The sequence below is a fragment of the Gracilibacillus xinjiangensis genome, assembly GCF_042651765.1.
GTDB lineage: Bacteria > Bacillota > Bacilli > Bacillales > Amphibacillaceae > Gracilibacillus > Gracilibacillus xinjiangensis.
The window spans coordinates 203,280-222,478 of sequence record NZ_JBHSDT010000004.1 but is presented as its reverse complement, the minus strand read 5'-3'; the positions used below and the strand labels follow the sequence as shown (position 1 = coordinate 222,478).

Below are 19,199 nucleotides of genomic sequence, written 5' to 3'. Positions count from 1 at the left end.
TCTTCTTAGATAAAACATACTTTTTAAGCCTTCCCTAGTAATAGGGAAGGCATATTATCCCTAAAAAAGACAGGTGATCTCAGTGAATAAAGTTCTACAAAACAATGAAACTTTAATCAATCATATTCTAAAAGAAGGATTTAATATGGAACCAATAGATATACCAGAAACTTCTGGTGATATGGTTTATCATTACGTTGCAGAACTAGTAGGGTTATCAAAAAGAAGGAACGCCATAGATTTTAATAAAGAACGAAAAGGGAAACCAGAATCATTTGATAAGATATACGATACCTTAACTTTATTGGGGATGAAAGTCTTCCAGAGTAATATCTCCTGTGAAGATAAAATCGTGATAGAGGAGATTTATGATTTTGAGCAGTATTTAGCTAACATCTACTTTATTCTTTATAAAAAAATCCGTAAGTTCATGCAGTCCTCTCTTGTTTATGAAATGAATATCTTAAGAGAAGCAGGTTCATTAGGAGATCAAGATCCTCATGGTCAGTATCAGTTTTTTGAAGATTACTTTTTTCCGTATTACTGGGAAAAATTTTTAGTTAATTATCCACTTCTTGTTAGAAACATAGTTAATACATATCTATTTACATTCAATAATACTTGCTTACTGTTAAAGAGATTAAAGAAGGATTTTAATAGACTAAAAGAATCAGGGTTGATCACTCATAATCAAGCAAAAGTGGCGAAGTTAGAACTGGCTGGCGATTCTCATAACAAAGGGAATCATGTAACCATTATTCACATGAATAACGACGAAAAAATTGTCTATAAATTAGGGAACAGTGAAATATTAACAATTTACAATCAAATTTTAAGAGTTATTCAAGAAAACGCCCAGTTTAAGGTAATGCGTGCATTACAGCGAGAAGGGTATTTATGGATTGAATATATTGAATCAAAAAGTTGTTCGAAGCAAGAAGAAGTAAAGATGTATTATCAAAATATAGGTAAAGTTTTGTTTGTTGTTTATTTATTAAATGGGAATGATATCCATAATGAAAATATTATTGCACATCGTACATCTCCAGTTATTGTAGATTTTGAAACAATAACCAGCCAGTTCGTGGAAAAAGATTCGGAGTTTCTTTCAAGGCATTTATCACAATCTGTACTTCGAACTCGTATGCTGCCAATTAAATATGGCCGTAACAATGAAGGGATAAGAGACTTCAGTGCTATTGGCAGAAAACTGAAAGTTGAGATAAAGAATCGAACATTACAGAATCCATTCACTTCTGTAATGCGTGAAGTTACTACCAGCTGTGTTAAGGAGGATATTAACACCCACTTACCAGAGTGGATGGGAGAAAGAATCGATTTTGAAAATTACAGGGGAGAAATTATAAAAGGATTTGAGACTGCATATAAGAGCGCAAGTAACTATAAAGAAACATTGAAGGATATCGTAAATAATGCGCCAACTTTTACAACCAGAACCATTTTTCGAAGTACGAGAGTGTATACTGAAATTTTGAAAAAAGTAAACACACCATCATTATTAAGAAATGAACAAGAGACAAAAACTTACCTAAGAAAGCTTCTACGTTTAAATAAACAATTAAGGCTTGATTCTCTTATTATTGATCAAGAGATAGACCAATTACTAAATAATGATATCCCGTATTTTGTAACCGAATTTCAAACAGGTCGCTTAATGATAGAAAAAAGGAAATCCAATCTGGAATTTCCTGTACCAAAAGATCAAGTGATAAATAAAATGAACCGATTATCTATTAGTGATAAAATCTTCCAAATAAACTTAGTTGAAATCTCTCTAAACCCGCAGCAAGAAAAGATACAGTTTGAATTTCCAGATAAAAAGGTGGAAAAGATTACTGTTCATACTATTTTATCACTAGATAAATATAAAAAAATGAAGCTGGATCTTCTTTCAACCATTGGAAAGTCTATGTATGTAAATCGTGAGCATTCACAAGAAATTAACTTCCTTGGATTGAAGCAAGATTGGCAGGGAAACTATAGATATGATGTGCTTAATAAAGGAATTTACGATGGAACACTCGGTGTACTTTTATATTTAAATACATATGATGAGATAGAAAAACATGGAATCGATTTAGTTATGAGAAACAATCTGGCTTTACAATCCATTCAAGTGATCAATAGTGAAGATAGGAAAATTGGTTTAGTAAATGGCACAAGTGCGGTGCTGCAATTTCTTGTCCTAAACAAGCGCTTGTTTCATTCAGAACGGACCAAGATCAAAAAAGATATCTTTTATTATTATCAAAATATCCTTACCGAGAACCGATATTACGACAAGAACTTAGACCTTTTGGAAGGAACAACGGGTTTAATCGTTTCCTTATTTAGTTATTATCATAGTTTTAAAGATCCTGCTATCATTCCATTAATTGATCAGTTAGGGAAATACTTATTAAACAATAAAGAAAAAATGATGGGTACAGAAGGGATAGCAAATCCAATTGGGGAGAAACTCGATTTATTTGAATCAAAAAGAGGGCTTGTTCATGGTTATTCAGGATATCTAATTGCTTTTTATTGTTGCTATAAGATAACAAATAACCGTGAGTATTACAATGCTTTTTGCTACATGGAACAGTTGGAGGAAGAAGTGCTAAAGTATGAAAGGTCTCTCAGTTGGTGTAAGGGTTGGACAGGGATAGGTGTAGCCAGGCTAACATTATTAAAACTAGGGTTAAATCATGAAAAAACATATACACAGCTTGAACAAATCAAAACGAAGCTCATTAATGGGATCGATCAATTTAAAGATTATAGTTTGTGTCATGGATTTATTGGAGCACTGGACCTTCTTTTTATAATGGATGAGAAAGGATTTCTAACCAAAAAAGAAAAAGAAAAAGTACAAAGCTACCTTTTTACTTTTATCAAGCAATTTCATATAAATCATTATAACCCTAATAAAATTTCTTTATTTACTGGGTTATCAGGGATTGGGTATTTTTTAAATCGAATAGAATCGAAAGAACCGTCTGTTATATGCTTTGGATTGTGATGATAGGAGGAATATTATGTTTAAGAGTAAAATATCTTTTGTTCCTCAGTTAACACAATCGGATTGCGGGGTGAGTTGTTTGGCAATGATACTAAGTTACTATGGTTGTCATACAGATACCAATCATATTAAATCAAGATATCCCTCGCCGAATGTTAACGGGTGGAGTTTGTTGGATATAAAACGAGCAGCTGGGAAATTCGGGTTAGAATCAACCGGAATGCGTGTTATAAATCCTAACTACTTTTCTAAATTAAAAAAACCGGTAATATTATTTTGGAATTTTAGTCATTTTGTTGTACTTGAAAGTGTTCAAGGGGAAAATTATACCATTATTGATCCGAAGTACGGCCGTATCCTTTTAAATAAAAATGAGTTTCTCAGTAAATTTAGCGGATATGTGATGGAATTTGGTAAAAAAGAAGATTTCGTAAAAGTTAGAAAATCCTTTAAAAAAGAGTGGCAATACTTAAAAAAGTTTTATCTAGAAAAGAAATGGATTTATAAGATATTACTTTTTTCCATACTATCACAAGTAATGGTTTTTTCTACCCCGATTATGATACAGGAAATGATAAACAGATATACAGAGCAGAGCGAAATCAGTATTACTTTATCGATTACTCTTTGTTTTCTCTTAATTTTTTATTTTATCTTTAACTATATTAATGGGATTGTCAAAGCAAACTACCAGGAGAGAGTGGATTATAAAAGCACTGATTATTTTGTAAACCACCTGTTCTCCCTTCATTATTTGAATTTTCAAAAACGAAGCGCTGGTGATTTAACGGTTAGGACTTTTGGAAACCAAAATGTAAGGAATCTAATTTTAAACCACTTTGTTACACTTATTGTATCCACAATAATGATAATTGGTTCATTTGCGTACATGTTTTACATAAACTGGCAGATCTCCACCAGTTTTTTAATTCTATGTATCTTGCTGTTTTTAACCAACTTTATCTTTGTTAAAAAGCTGAATTATTTATCTTTTATGGAAAATTACTATTTAGCAGAGCAAAGAGGAAAACTTAACGAATCACTTAATGAATACTATTTTATAAAAGCAAATAATATTGTGACTTCTTTTACAAAGAATTGGTTAGAAGAATATACAAATTACCTGGATAAAGTGAAGAAAAGAATGAAGCTTCAGTTTTTGGCAGATACACTGCAAAACTTCATCAGATATGTTGCTTTGTTCGGTTTTCTTATCGCAGGCTTCCTTTTCTTTTTAAAAAGTGATCAACAAATAGGGACAATCGTAATGTTTGTTGGAATGTCCAGTTTAATCTTTGGCCCAGTAACCCAAATTTCTACAAGTATTTTAACCATTTCATCAACAAGGCCAATGTTGCTAAGGATTTTGGACATTCTCGGAGAAAGTGTAGAGGAAGATACAACGAAGTACTCAACCGGTGAATCGACCATACGTGGGGAAATATCGTTTAATGATATCTCCTTTTATTTTAATCAAGAGGAAAGAATGATAAACAACTTAAATCTTAGCCTTCGGCAAGGAGAGAATATTGCCATAATCGGGAAGACCGGATCAGGAAAAACAACACTTCTTAATTTATTATTAAGAATATATGATAGTTATGATGGATCTATAAAGATTGACAACAAAGATATTAAATCTTTCTCCTTAGGGGAACTGCGTGAACAGATCGGTCTTATCACACAAGATAGTGTTCTGTTTAATGGAACGCTTAAAGAAAATTTGGATATGTTTGGCTGTCATGTTAATGAACATGATTTAAAAGACGCGCTTGAAAAGTCTCAATTAAAGGAAGATTTAAAAAGTTGGCCTAGAAAAGTACATGTCCCGATTGTTGAAGGTGGGAAAAATTTTTCAGGTGGGCAACGCCAGCGTCTATCCATGATTAGAATATTTTTAAAGAGATATCCGATTTTATTACTAGATGAGCCTACTAATCATTTGGATGAAAGGACTTCCATGCTATTGATGAATGAGATTATCCAACTACCATCTACTAAAATATTTATCACCCATAACGATAAAATTCTGGAACGAATGGATAAGGTATATGAAATGAAAGATGGAAAACTGATATTGGTAAGAGGAGGAACAAAAAGTGCATAATTTTATTTTATTAAAAAGAGTGTGTGCATTTGCTATCGATGTTTTTATCTTAAATACTTTGGTATTTTTGTTAGCGAAAGGAATAGAGTCTATATTGGGTATCAGCACCAAAGTTAACCTGATTATTAATCCATTTCTTTTCCCTAATATAGATTTTTCTTTCATTACTTTCACCATTTTTTGTATAATAGTTATAATAAATTGGGTGCTTTTACCAAGTTCTCCCATTCAGGGTACGGTAGGTATGGCAATATTCAGACTGAAGATGATGGAAAGGTACACTTCAGCGAGAATCTCCATCCAAAAGTCCTTTATTAGATATATTATGTCTTGTATCTCATTTGCAATACTTGGCATTGGTTTTCTAATTGCATTGTTTTCAGAAAATCAACTGACACTTCATGATCGCGTGGCAAAAACAAAAGTCATTTAATCAGCGGGTAATTTCCTGTGCTGCATAATATTAAGAATAAGGATGATCAACTTTGAGTAAAAATGAAATTGAAACTTATCAAATTACAAAGTCATACAGGGGTGAAACAGTCGTTAACAACTTATCACTAACCATTCCATCAGGATGTATTTATGGTTTTTTAGGTCCGAATGGAGCGGGGAAAACAACAACAATGAGAATGTTAGTTGGACTGATTAAACCAGATAACGGGTCTATTCATTATCAAGAGAAAGAGTTAAATGATAACAAAAAAGAGTTATTAAAAAATATAGGTTGTTTTATAGATATACCTAACTATTATCCCCATTTGACAGGTTATGAAAATTTAAAATATATACAAGAAGTAACCAATCAACCCGTAACAGAGGTGAATCGAGTATTAGAGATTGTTAACTTAATCCATGCTAAGGATAAAAAGGTGAGGGAGTATTCTCTTGGCATGCGCCAGCGATTAGGGCTTGCCTTTTCACTGCTTAACAATCCAGATATTCTCATTCTTGATGAGCCTACCAATGGGTTGGATCCTGAGGGAATTCGCGAAATTAGAGAGTTGCTTATTTATTTAAGTAAAGAAGAAAGAAAAACCATTATCGTTTCCAGTCACATTTTATCTGAAATCGAATCAATGGCTACACATATAGGTATGATCAATAAAGGAAATTTGATTTACCAAGGAAGCCTTCAAGAGCTTTACGAAACAACAACCGATGCCTATACCATTACGGTAGATAACCCGGAAAAGGTAAGACAAATCCTTCAAGAACAATCGATACCCTTTAGAGGCAATCATCAGATTGTTCTGGATATAAGTCCGAATGAGGCTGCTCAGATAAACGAGATGCTGGTAAACAATGGCATCAATGTTTATGAATTGACACAATCTAAAAAAACTTTAGAAGATGTATTTTTATCTTTAACACGGAAGGATAGGGAAATATCATGAGATTCCTTTCCATTGCTAAAGGGGAATTTGTCAAAATTCCTGCATACCTGTTACTTCTATGGACAATAATTTTAGGTGTTATTCCTGTTGTAGTTGCTGTTATCGCTTATATCAAAGGTTATGAAAATTTCGCCTCTAACGGAATGGCTAACAGTTCAGGGTTATTGCTATTTTACCAGTTTGTCAATAATTATTGTGTCGTCGCTTTATCTGCTTTACTTTGGTATTTTATTTTTTCCAGAGAAAATACTTTTAACACCTGGAGCATTTTATTAACCAAAATACCTTCTAAATTCCAAATTTTAGCTGCCAAATCTGTCGTCTTTACGATATATTATTTGATATCTGTCGTCATTTGTTATGTAATCCTTCTTCTAATTTGCTTAACACAAGATATTGAATGGACGGCACGATCGTTTGTCGCATCTTTTTTAATTAGTGTGTTCATTAGCATAAGTATCGGTTTTTTACAGTTTACTTTACATATTCTTTTGAAAAACGGGTTGATAGCCTCTTCCCTGTCGATAGTTTGGGTCATTCTATTGTCCCTGTATTCCAATTTACCGGAAGTTGTTCAATCTTTGTTTCCTTTATTCATTTCAACCTATGTGGCTGAAGTGAGCAAATTGGCAGATATGTCAGCCATATTTATTTATATCCTTGGCTCATTACTATTTATTCTTTTTATTGTTATGTTATCTAGCAGAAAAAATTTGTTTAACACAGACTAGAAAGGAAATTTTTATGGATATATTAAAAGGAATAATTAATGAAATAAAAAAGTTTAAACGGACTGGAATCCTGGCGATGACGATTATGAGCAGCATCGTTTTCATATCCTTTCAGGGATTGCTTGGACTCATAGCCTCATCAGTCGATGAAACGAATATTTATGTAACGGCATTGTCCCTTTACTTCAGGCTATTTTTACCTGTCATTCTAAGTTTGTTTATCTCCATTTCTTTCTACAATGAAAAAAAGGCTTCCGGTATTTTAATGTATTATTATCATGCCGTCTCTTTAACAAAAGTATTTAGAAATAAAATCTGGACTTTTTACATTCAAGGGATTGCCGTTTATATCTTTTGTATGGGATTTGCTATGTTCTTTATCACTTTAGAAGGTGGCAACCCCTTCATTTACGTAATCAATAACTATAATGGGGTCCTTTACTCCGTCGTTGGAATTATGATATTAACTAATATTCAGTTATTATTAGTTACTCTATCAGATAACCCTATTTTATCCTTATTAGTTGCCTTGGTTTGTGCTATTGGTAACTTTTTCGTTGCTTCTACGAATCTATGGTTATTCTTTCCATGGTCATATCCATACAGGATGTTATACCACACTTCCGTCTCATCGGACCAAATTATTATACTTATTGTAATTTTAGTTATTTCCTTTCTTGCACTGCTTTTAAGCAAGCACAAGTTCGAGAAGAATATGCTTTTTGGTTAGCATACAACACAAAGCGGGAATTGCATTTCGTTGGGATAAAAGGGATATAGCTAATGTCCCTTTTATTTTCCTTTGTTTCGGTGTTAGATATGTTTCCTAACCATTCCTTCTTTTTTCATTTCTAAGATTATTCTCTTCAAGTCTGTTAATACCTTCTTTTCAACAAATAATTTCTTCATAGCTGAACAAGGTGCAAAAGAATAATAAAACGGACCTCCCATAATAATGAGGTCCGACCATTTATTATAAATCTAGCATTTCAGGCAAAAATAAACTAATTTCCGGAATATAGGTTACTGCCAACAGCAGAACGAATATCGCTACATAAAATGGTGCCAATGGTTTGATTAAATGTTCGACTTTTTCCCTTCCGACCATGGAACCGACGAATAATCCTGTTCCTACTGGCGGAGTGATTGTACCAACACATAAGTTCAGGATAAAGAAAATCCCGAAGTGAACTGGGTCAACTCCAATGCTTTCTGCGATTGGCAAGAAGATTGGTGTAAAGATCAGAATGGCTGGAGCGATATCCATAAACATGCCGATTAATAGCAAGATAACATTAATCAGTAACAAAATAACCAGTGGATTGGTTGATAACCCAAGAATAAATTCACTTAAGGCAGCTGGAATCCCAGTAAAGGCCATTGCAAATGACATGATCGATGAGGCGGCAATCAGCAGCATAACAACACCCGACATTTCCACAGCCTTGACTAATACGTCACGCAATTGCTTCAGCGTTAACGAACGATAGAAAACACAAGTTAATAGTAAGGCATACACCACACAAACAGCAGACGCTTCAATTGCGGTAAATACCCCTGTTAAAATACCGCCGATAATAATGAAGATTAATAGAATACTTGGAATCGCATCAAAAAAAATTTTCCTTTTATCAATTTTGGCAATTTCCGCCTTTTCCATTACTGGGTAGTTGCGCTTTTTGGCAATAACAAAGGCGACGGCCATAATGGTTACTGCCCATAACAATCCGACAATATAGCCGCCCATGAATAATGCTGCTACTGAAGTACCTCCACTGATCAGGGAAAAGATAATAAACCCTGTACTTGGCGGAATGACCATCCCTGATGGAGCGGAAGCAATGTTGACAGCAGCGGCGAATTTACGGTCATATCCTTCTTTCTCCTGTAACGGCACCATTACCCCGCCAATCGCTGTGGATGCGGCTATAGCAGAACTGGATATGGATCCGAACAAAGCGTTTCCAACAACATTCGAGTGAGAGAGCGATCCCGGGACTCTGCCGACAAGCATTTTTGCAAAATCGACCAGCTTTTGTGCGATTCCTCCATTATTCATAATGACACCAGACAAAATGAAGAAAGGGACAGCGATTAATGAAAAACTGTCAAGGCTTGCGACCATTTTCTGCCCTGTTGTAAATACAGCTATATCTACTGGTAACATTAAAAGAACAGTGGCTAATGAAGCGAAAACAATACATATGACAATCGGGATACCTACAGCTAGTAATACGGCAAAGACAAGAACTAACAGGATACTGGCTTCTGCAACCAAAATAAGTCACCTACTTTATTAAGAGTTTGCTTGTGGCTGTGTATGTGTCTGCTTAACCTCAAATAGGTTGAGCAGTGCATAGATAAAGATAATCATTCCTCCAACAGGGAGTGACAAATAGACATATCCCATTGGCAGATTCAGTGATGGGGAGATTTGCGCCATGGTTAACGTCATTGCATTAATACCTCCTGTTACCATGACAACAGCTAGTAAAAGAAAGCTTATATTTACCGCTATATCAATCCAGTGTTTTTTCTGCTCTGTTTTTATATAATCACGAAGAAAAGTGATCGCGATATGACTGCGCTTTCCAACAACATAAGCACCTGCCAATAAAGAGAACCAGATGAGACCATATCTTAAAAATTCATCCGTGACAGAACTTGGATTATTTAAAAGGTAACGGCTGATCACCTGCCAGCTGGTTACTGTGACCATCACCAATAATAAGACGATGGTTACTGCCTCCAACGTTTTGTCCAAATATTTTCGAATCGCTTTCATAATTCACCCTCCATCTTCGTTGTTACTTTCATTACGAATGGCTTGATAAAATTCCCCTAAATCGGGGTCTTTTTTGATTTGTTCATGGATCGGCTGAACAGCCTCAAGGAAAGGGGCTTTCTCTACCTGATTAAATTGAACATTGTATTCTTCACTTGCTTCCTCTTTTTCCGCTTCAACTGCTGCCTGGAAAACTTGCTTTTCATATTCGGTTGATTCCTTTGCCGCTTCATGAACAGCCTGCTGCTGAGATTCCGTTAATTCAGTTAACGATTTTTCATTGATAATCACTATATCAGGTACACGGGTATGTTCATCATAGGAATAATATTTTGCAACCTCGCCATGTCCAGCTGTCACGAGAACAAATTCATTATTTTCGGCACCATCTATAATGCCTTGCTGTAAGGAAGTGTAAACTTCACCACTGCCAAGCGGTACCGCTGTTCCCCCCATCAGCTCTATCATCTGGATAGCGGTTTCACTTTGCATGACACGAATCTTCTTCCCTTGAATATCCTCCGGAGTTTCAACAGGCCCATCCATCATATAGAAACTGCGCTGCCCTGAATTGTAATATGTCAGCCCGACAAATCCTAACCCTTTGGTAGATTGATAGACCGGCTCCATTATGTTCTCATTTTCCATTACACGGGTAAAATGATCCAGATCATCGAAAAGGTAAGGAATGCCAAAAACAGAATACTGTTCCGAGAAGCTTTCCAAGGCGGAACCGCTTACTTTTGTAATATCAATAGCACCTGTCTGGGTTAATTCAATCAGTTCACGTTCCCCGCCAATTTGTCCATCAGGGAAATAATCCACGCTCACTTCCCCATTCGTTTTTTCTTCCACTAACTCTCCGAACTTCGCCATAGCATCTTTCACTGGCTGGGCATTACTGGCATAGGCGAATCGCAAAACAACCTGTTCGCTTGCTTGTGTCTGTGTGCATCCGGTTACAAAAAGCAGTGTACCAAGACTAGCAAGTACCCAAAATACTGTACGCTGCAATGTCTGTCCCTCCAAGCATTAGATTTTATAAAGAAAGCATTTACATTTCATTGACTTAATATCCATTATACTTACAATTATATAGACAAACAAAAATAAAGTCAAAAAAAGTCGTTTGAATTATCTATGTAAATGTTGTTTTGTTTCCGATTCATTAAGATATTGTGTGGATTTCCGTTTACTTACAGATAGTAGATATGCATATTACCAGCTTCCCATCTATTGGATAATCGCTTAAATAAATCAACAAAATAAGTGCCAATCACTCTCAAAAAAGTGACTGGCACTGCTGCTCTATATCATCAATATTTCTTTAATATCCTCTTCCGTAAGCTTGCCTGAAGCGTTCTCCTTCGTCCCGATTATTTCCTCAACTAAGTCTCTCTTTTTCTCTTGCAATTGATTGATTTTCTCTTCAATCGTCCCGCGGGCAATCAGCTTAATCACTTCTACCGCTTTTGTCTGGCCAATTCGGTGAGCACGGTCAGCTGCCTGCTCTTCCACCGCAGGGTTCCACCACAGGTCATACAAAATCACAGTATCGGCACCTGTTAAATTAAGTCCTGTCCCGCCCGCTTTCAAGGAAATCAGAAACAAGTCGCGTTCCCCTTCATTAAACCGGTCGCATAATTCCACGCGTTCTTCTGACGGTGTTTGCCCATCCAGATAAAAAAATGGCAGCCCCTGATATGCCAATTCCTTTCCAATCAACTGCAGCATTTTGGTAAACTGGGAAAAAATTAATATCCTTCTGCCAGACTGTCTTGATTCTTCAACCATTTGCTTTAATTGCTCAAGTTTTGCGGAGCTTCCTTTATAACCATCAACAAACAATGCCGGGTGACAACAAATTTGCCGCAATCTTGTTAATCCTGCCAGAATTTTGATCCGATTCTTGCTGAGGGTATCTTTATCAAGGTGTTTCAGTGTCTCTTGTTTTAATTTCGCGAGATAAGCTGCATATAGTTTTTTCTGGTCTGGAAGCATCTCGACTGATTCTGTTGATTCTATTTTTTCCGGAAGTTCTGCAAGGACATCCTCTTTTAACCTTCGCAGCAAAAAGGGACGGATTCTGCGGGAAATCTTATCTCTTGTGAGATTACTGTATTCCTTCAACCCTAATAATAGCTCTGGGAAAACAACATGGAAAATCGACCAGAGCTCTTCCAGTGAATTCTCGACAGGCGTACCAGTCATGGCAAAGCGGTGGTCTGCTTGTATTTTTTTCACTGCTTTTGCTGTTTGGGTATAGGGATTCTTAAATGCTTGGGCCTCATCGTAAAACACCGTATGAAATGATTGCTTGTGATACCATTGGATGTCCTTCAGCAACAATGGATAGGATGTAATCAGAACATCATGCTGCATCACATCTTTTTGTAATTTGAACCGATCTGCTTTCTTGCCATCCACAATCGCTGCATTTATTTCCGGTGTATATTTGTTGATTTCACTATACCAGTTATAGGTCAAGGATGATGGGCATACAACTAGAACAGGCAGCTTCTTTTCACGGATAGCCGGAAGCTCTGATAAAATGTAGGTAATGCTCTGCAAGGTTTTGCCTAACCCCATATCATCTGCCAAAATTCCGCCAAAGCCATAGTCAGCAATTGTTTTCATCCATCTATAGCCATGTTGTTGGTAATCCCTTAACACTGTTGATAGACTTTGCGGCACTTCCCATGCCGTCTGATCTGGATGTTCAATTTTTCTCAAAAATTGACGGAATGAATCTTCTATTGTGAAAGCATCCTGATCATCCACCGTATCAAGAAGTCTCAGCCCTTTAACAAACGGTACTTGAAACCCGCTTTCCAGATCTTCCTCCTGAACTGGTACTGCATTTAGAAAACGTCTGATCTCATCGAATTCTCTTGTTTCGAGGGATAGAAGCGAACCATTACGCAAGCGATAATACTTTCGTTTCTCTTCCAATGCCTGCAAGAGCTCGCGGATATGTTTTTCATGAATTCCTTCTAATTCAAATTTGAATTCTAGCCAATTTGTTCGTTCCTTCTTAAACGCCACCCTGATTTTCGGTCGGGAGTTTGCTCTGAAGATCCGGTTCCGGACAGCTGTTGTTGCATAGATTTGGACAAGTGACTCCAATTTCGGAATGACATGATGCAAAAACTCATATTCCAATTCTTCATTATGGAGAAAATAACCGCCTTCTGTTTTCGTAAACGAGCTGTCATCCATTAGCTTCAGGATCTCTTTTTCCTTTTCTTCGTCCCTTATAATTGTCCCTGCATGGTTGTTTTCACGATTCTCTAATGGATTAATCATCACATTTTCATAATGAAATTCCAGTCCTGCAAGCAGACGGTTTTTCACTCGATCCAAGTACAGCTTGGCAACCAAAGGTGTCTTGTCGAACTGTTCTCTTATTCCTCTCGATACCCTTACTTTTCCTAATTTCCTTAAGCCAGGAACTACCTTTTCCATGAAAAAATCCAGTTGCTCTGGAGGAATCGGAATTTGGTTAGTTCCTGATGCATCCAGCAGCTGTTTTAGATTCGTCAGTTGTTCGTTTTGCTCTGCCAGCATTTTAATCAGTTTCCCATCATAGAAAACGAGGCGATAGGAATCCAGCACCAATAACCTGCTAAATCCATAGATTTCCAATCGATAGTCTTCCCTCCCTGTTTCCGTTAATTCAAACCGCAAAGGGAGCTGTTCTTCCGAAAAATGAAGACCTTCATAGGTATCCCCATCATATTCTAACTTCACCAATGGTACTTTTGTGAGTAATGAGATTATTCTTTCACTAGAAGATGGCGGAAGGAATAACAGATGGGACTCGGTCTTATCATCAAATAATTTATCATCATGATTCACTTCAACAAGCTGGCTGAGAACATCATCTGTTTCTCTCGGAAAGCAATGATGAGCAGGGTCATAAGTAAATGACTTGGATAGCTGGATAGGCTTCCCTTCATGCACTTTCTTCAAAAAACCATGAATATTCTCCACTCTGATGGGACCAATATTTACTTGAATCGCGAACACGTACTGTCCTTTATCGATAAGGACAGGTTTACATGTGAAGACCAGATTAAGGACTTGTCGATTTTCAAAGTGAGACTGATGACCACTCGAACGTTTCGGATGCTGATTAAAAATAGATATAAGGCCTTCTGTTAATGCATAATTGTTTGGAACATCTGCCTGAACAATTGGCGAAGTTCCATGAAGTTTGTGATCATATATGGCTAGTAAAACTGCCGCAATATGCTGACAGTCATTTTTGATAGAAGGCAATGTTGTACAAGTACATGCTGTCTGAATTCCATTTTCCGCATTTTCTATCGTTACATGGAAATCCTCTGCCCCTTCAACCGTTGCTTCACAACGATCAAGAGTATATTGATGAAAAGCTACTTTATTCGCTTTATAGTAGGATCTTCCTTTTTTGAAGGAGACAGTACCACACATCTCTTGGATGATTTTCTGATTCAGTTTGATGTCCATGAGCTTTGCCTCCCTACTCGGTGTTTCGTATTCCAAACTTATTACCATATTATATTATAAGGATGGGTGAATACAAAGGGACAGGCTCTCTGTCTCGTTTATTAGACAAGCCTGTCCTCCGTGTTACAATAAGGAAAGTGCATCAATGGATATAGAAAGAATGAGAAATACAGTCATCATAGTACCTGCAGCAATTCCTTTCGCTCTGCGGTCTGGACCTGATGATTGGAGGGCATATTTGAAATAAAGAAAGGCACCAATTGCTATGAGGAGAAATTCTACTAAAATACTTCCAGAAACAGATTGCCATAACCCGAAGCCGAGAAGCGGAAGATCACCTGCATTTCCAGGTAAAATAGGCAAATCTGGCCGATGAACGATCAAATCTAAAATCCAGTGACTAAATACAACAGCTCCGATAATCCCACCAGATCTTTCACCCCAAAATCTTGCAGCAAGAAGCCCAGCTATCAGAGACAGGATCAGTGCTCCCACTAAAGAATGAGTATAGAATGCATAAACCATTATTTGGGCATAACCGCCCTCCCCTATTGGCTCTATTGTTTCCAATCCAGCTAAGTTAAAGGGAATAAAAATCAAATCCAGTAATTGAGTACCCACCAGCAATGACCAAACCGGCAATTCCGGGGCTTTACTTCTCACTGCAGCAGCAACTCCAAAATGTCCAGCAAACACATTAACACCACCTTAAGGATTTTTTAATTAATATATGTGTTGTGCTTTAACATTATATCTTAGGATTGCTGCTGTAATTGTTAAGTTATTGTATAAATAATGGAGGAACAAAAGCATAATTTAGGATGAATGATGGATATTTGTGAACCTCCTCATGAAATGCAACTTGCAAGCGAATCAGCCTTACCTAACGCATTTCTGTCTGTTGCAGAACCAAGTAAACATGGCTTTTATTCATCTATTCCCCTGCTCGGACTGACAGTTTTGATGATTATACAGCTGTTTCCTCTAATGCTCGTCCTCTATTTCCACGATTTTGTTTGTAATTATGTCTTTTTCTTTTTCCGCAACTTCACCCGAAATGATATCTTCTCTTACCAAATGATTGATTGCCTCATATTGCGCATATAATGAATGTTTTAACAGGGCTGTTTCCTGTTTTTCTCTGAGACCGGGATATTTATCAAAAAGCTTATTTATATCATTTTGTAATCTCGCCCGTTGCTTTTCATATTCCTCTATAATCTCTTGGGAGACCACTTCTGTTACGAATAATTTCTTTCTTACTGTAATGATCTCCTGAATACCTGTTTCCAATCGATGGGCACGTGCCATAAGTGCTTCATATTCCTGATAGCTTTCTGCTTTTTTGTTGACACCGAACCATGAAATTAGCGGTTTGATCGATAGACCTTGGACAACAAGGGAAAACAGGACAACACTAAAAGCGAACAGCAGTATTTCTTCCCGTCCCTCAAAGTCCCTTGGCAGACTGAGAACTAACGCAATGGATAAGGAACCCTTCAGACCGCCCCAGTTCAGAATATGCTTCCAGGAGAACGGAATGTTTTTGATGAAGAAAAGACTGCCATAGACTGCGAAGCTTCTGGCAATCAGGACAATTACGATTGCGAGGAAAATGAATCCCCAGTTTTCTGCAACATCGATCCTGGTGATTTCTAATCCTACCATTAAGAAGACGAGCGAGTTGGCGAGCAGTGTTGCTACATCCCAAAAGTTATTAATATTTAACTTGGTTGCAGGACTCATTCCCGTTTTCGAACCATAGTTTCCAAATATAAGTGCTGCAACAACAACCGCAATTACCCCTGACGCATGAACGGCTTCAGCGAGTAAGAAAGAGCCGTAAAAGAGAATCATACTAAAGATAATTTCCAGCGGATAGTCATCAAAGTAACTGGTTAAACGGGAAAAACCATAGCCCATTAAACCACCGATAATCAGACCTAGTGATATAACCTTAATAAACTCCCACAATCCGTATCCGGCACCTAGCAGTCCCAGATCAAGATAGGAGATTAGCGAAAAAGCTGATATGTTAAATAAAACGACTGCGAGACCGTCATTAAACAAACTTTCTCCCTCAATGACAGTAGCAAGCCTTTTTTTCACCCCAACACTTTTGAAAATGGATAACACACTAACAGGGTCTGTTGCACTCATTAATGCCGCAAAAACAAAGGCAGCAGGAATGGAAAACCCTAAAAGCCAGATAGAAGAAAAGCCGATAATAAGAAACGATAAAAAGGTCCCGCCAAATGCCAGTGCAAGAATAGGTTTTTTATTATCATTTAAATGGGAAAAAGGCAGCTTTAATGCTGCTTCTCCTAATAATGCAGGCAGGAACAAGGTAATAATGACAAAATTAAATACTTCCCCTTCTGTAATAAAATCTTTTAATGGTTCTAATACCGGAATGTTTATAAGACCAATGATTGTCCCAACAATGACCAATGCAATCGGGTAAGGCTGTCTGAACTTTTTTGCGATTGCCGTAATACCTGCTGCAATCATAACTAAAATAAGTGCAAGTTGAAAAATATGATGTAAATCCCAATCATGCATAATTGGTTCCTCCTCTAAGTCCTGTTTTCCTTACAGTACTAATCATCTTTCCCAATTAAGCAAGAAGAAAAACGTGTTCCTACATATTTAAAGGTGACACTCTCAGCATGGGGATTCTGTATTTCCCTTACAGTAGCGGTATTACTTTTGGAGCGGCAAGCCAGATGGTTTAAGAGAGGTATTATTATTGACCTTGTGAGGATTGGTTCTTGAATAAAAAAGGGCTGTAAAGACATGGACAGGCTCTGTTTCCCTTAATGGAGCCTGTCCTCTTGTCTTCTACTGCCCTAATAAGTTTGGTAAAAATAATGTCAAGCTTGGAACGTAGGCGATAATCAGTAACGCTATTATCATCACAGTATAAAATGGAAACATACCCTTTGTCGCTTTTTCAATGGATAACTTCCCAATCGCGGATCCTACGAAAAGAACCGAACCTACAGGCGGAGTCACTAATCCAACCCCTAAAGCTAACATTAATACAACACCAAAGTGGACAGGATCCATTCCAATATTTGTAGCTACCGGTAATAGAATTGGCGTTACAATCAAGATTAGTGGTGCCATATCCATAATCATTCCGAGCGCTACTAAAATAACTAAAATCATTAACAATGTAATTGCCGCACTTGGAGAGAAGTTAATCAAACCATTTGATACGATAGAGGGAACTTCTAATAATGCCAATAACCAGCCAAAACCAGATGAAGCCGCAATCAAGAATAATACCATGGCTAATGTCTTGAACGTTCTTTGCAGAATAACTCCCATTCTTGAGATATTGATATCACGGTAAACAAAAAAGGTAATGATAAACGCATACAGTACAGCGATAGCTGCAGACTCTGTTGCAGTAAATATACCAGTTAAAATACCACCGATTATAATTACTACAGTAAAAATCCCCAAAAGGCCTTCCCGAACAATTTTAGGCACGTCTTCGCGTTTAATCACTTCTCCATGCGGATAATTTTTCTTTACTGCAATCACATAGGCCAAGATCATAATTACAAGTCCTAACAATAAACCGGGAACTAGCCCACCAATAAATAACCCGCCGATGGATACCCCGCCAGCTACTGTTGAATAGATGATCATGTTATGACTAGGGGGAATTAACACCCCTTGCACAGAACTAGAAATTGTTACAGCGATGGAATAGTCCTTATCATACTTCTGTTTTTTCATCATTGGAATCATCACAGAGCCCAGGGAAGACGTATCTGCAAGCGCTGACCCCGATATGCCGCCAAAGAAAGTACTTGCCATTATGTTAACCATGGCAAGTCCCCCTCTGATTTTACCAATCATAACATTTGCCAAATTAATTAGCCTTTTGGAAATCCCGCCTTCATTCATAATTTCTCCAGCAAGAATAAAGAAGGGGATCGCTAATAAAGAAAAGGAATTGATGCCTGATGCCATTTGTTGAATAATTGCAGCAGGGCTGATACCCATATAAATCCCTGTTGCAATGGAAGCAACAGCAAGGGAGAGTGCAATGGGAACTCTGAAGATTAACAGCAATAGGAAACCACCGATTAATAATAAAATTTCCATCATTTCACCCCTCTACTGCTGCATCATCATCGTCATATTCCTGATGCAATCCTTTTACGAATAACAATCCAATTCCATTCATTGTGATGAATAACCCAGCTACCGGAATAGCAGCATACAGAAAGCTTGAGGATATACCCAATCCTGCCATAGTAGAGTAATTCATCAATAACATAAATTCTGTTCCAAAATATATCAAAATGATACCAACAATGATGATCAGTACTTTCGTCATATAATCAATCATTCTCTTTATCTTTTCATTGAATTTCTTAACAAACAATCCTACTGCTATGTGGAGTTTTTCGTTAAAACCATAAGCTATACCCAAGAAACTGATCCACACAAATAGTAGTCTTGCAAGTTCCTCTGACCATGCCGGGGTAAAGCTCAAAAATGTTCTAGTAAATATCTGATACAGGATCGTTAAAACCATCACACCAATTAGTGTTATGGATATTATCAACAATAATTGATCGATTAAATGTTTAACCTTTTTTAGCGCTTTCATAATGAACCTCCTTTATTCGGCAAATACCTCACG

The 19,199-nt window shown here is 36.9% G+C and carries 14 protein-coding genes; 6 read left to right on the top strand and 8 right to left on the bottom strand.

Annotated features, from left to right (window positions below; all coding sequences use genetic code 11):
* Positions 1-82 precede the first annotated feature (82 nt).
* Genes ACFOY7_RS05360 through ACFOY7_RS05335 form a run of 6 tightly spaced genes read left to right on the top strand, consistent with a single transcriptional unit; the run spans position 83 to position 7,987 of the window.
* The gene (locus ACFOY7_RS05360) at positions 83-3,022 is read left to right on the top strand and encodes a type 2 lanthipeptide synthetase LanM family protein (protein WP_390250140.1); all 2,940 of its coding nucleotides are present in this window, start codon (positions 83-85) and stop codon (positions 3,020-3,022) included.
* 16 nt (positions 3,023-3,038) lie between these two features.
* Positions 3,039-5,129: a peptidase domain-containing ABC transporter gene (locus ACFOY7_RS05355; protein ID WP_390250138.1), complete on the top strand. Its 2,091-nt coding sequence runs from the start codon at positions 3,039-3,041 to the stop codon at positions 5,127-5,129.
* On the top strand, positions 5,122-5,562 hold the full coding sequence (locus ACFOY7_RS05350; RefSeq protein WP_390250136.1) for an RDD family protein: 441 nt from the start codon (positions 5,122-5,124) through the stop codon (positions 5,560-5,562). The genes ACFOY7_RS05355 and ACFOY7_RS05350 overlap by 8 nt, the downstream gene beginning before the upstream one ends.
* Before the next feature lie 52 nt (positions 5,563-5,614).
* Positions 5,615-6,526 (top strand): ABC transporter ATP-binding protein, encoded by a 912-nt coding sequence (locus tag ACFOY7_RS05345; protein WP_390250134.1) that lies wholly within the window; start codon positions 5,615-5,617, stop codon positions 6,524-6,526.
* A complete protein-coding gene (locus ACFOY7_RS05340; protein ID WP_390250132.1) occupies positions 6,523-7,257 on the top strand; it encodes a hypothetical protein in 735 nt (244 codons plus the stop codon). Before ACFOY7_RS05345 ends, ACFOY7_RS05340 begins: the two co-directional genes overlap by 4 nt.
* Before the next feature lie 13 nt (positions 7,258-7,270).
* Complete coding sequence (locus tag ACFOY7_RS05335; RefSeq protein WP_390250130.1) at positions 7,271-7,987, top strand: ABC transporter permease; 717 nt, start codon at positions 7,271-7,273, stop codon at positions 7,985-7,987.
* Between the two features lie 243 nt (positions 7,988-8,230).
* Here ACFOY7_RS05335 and ACFOY7_RS05330 read toward each other — a convergent pair whose 3' ends face one another.
* The 8 genes from ACFOY7_RS05330 to ACFOY7_RS05295 form a co-directional block, all read right to left on the bottom strand.
* Positions 8,231-9,535 (bottom strand): TRAP transporter large permease, encoded by a 1,305-nt coding sequence (locus tag ACFOY7_RS05330; RefSeq protein WP_390250128.1) that lies wholly within the window; start codon positions 9,533-9,535, stop codon positions 8,231-8,233.
* Between the two features lie 18 nt (positions 9,536-9,553).
* Positions 9,554-10,042 carry a TRAP transporter small permease gene (locus tag ACFOY7_RS05325; protein WP_390250126.1) on the bottom strand — a complete coding sequence of 163 codons (489 nt, stop codon included), beginning with the start codon at positions 10,040-10,042 and terminating at the stop codon, positions 9,554-9,556.
* A 3-nt stretch (positions 10,043-10,045) separates the two neighbouring features.
* A complete protein-coding gene (locus tag ACFOY7_RS05320; RefSeq protein ID WP_390250124.1) occupies positions 10,046-11,056 on the bottom strand; it encodes a TRAP transporter substrate-binding protein in 1,011 nt (336 codons plus the stop codon).
* Between the two features lie 294 nt (positions 11,057-11,350).
* Positions 11,351-14,533 carry an SNF2 helicase associated domain-containing protein gene (locus ACFOY7_RS05315; RefSeq protein WP_390250122.1) on the bottom strand — a complete coding sequence of 1,061 codons (3,183 nt, stop codon included), beginning with the start codon at positions 14,531-14,533 and terminating at the stop codon, positions 11,351-11,353.
* 123 nt (positions 14,534-14,656) lie between these two features.
* A complete protein-coding gene (locus ACFOY7_RS05310) occupies positions 14,657-15,229 on the bottom strand; it encodes a permease (RefSeq protein WP_390250120.1) in 573 nt (190 codons plus the stop codon).
* A 288-nt stretch (positions 15,230-15,517) separates the two neighbouring features.
* A complete protein-coding gene (locus tag ACFOY7_RS05305) occupies positions 15,518-17,095 on the bottom strand; it encodes a cation:proton antiporter (protein WP_390250118.1) in 1,578 nt (525 codons plus the stop codon).
* 279 nt (positions 17,096-17,374) lie between these two features.
* A complete protein-coding gene (locus ACFOY7_RS05300; RefSeq protein ID WP_390250116.1) occupies positions 17,375-18,655 on the bottom strand; it encodes a TRAP transporter large permease in 1,281 nt (426 codons plus the stop codon).
* Positions 18,656-18,659: 4 nt separating this feature from the next.
* A complete protein-coding gene (locus tag ACFOY7_RS05295; protein WP_390250114.1) occupies positions 18,660-19,166 on the bottom strand; it encodes a TRAP transporter small permease in 507 nt (168 codons plus the stop codon).
* Positions 19,167-19,199: the final 33 nt, after the last annotated feature.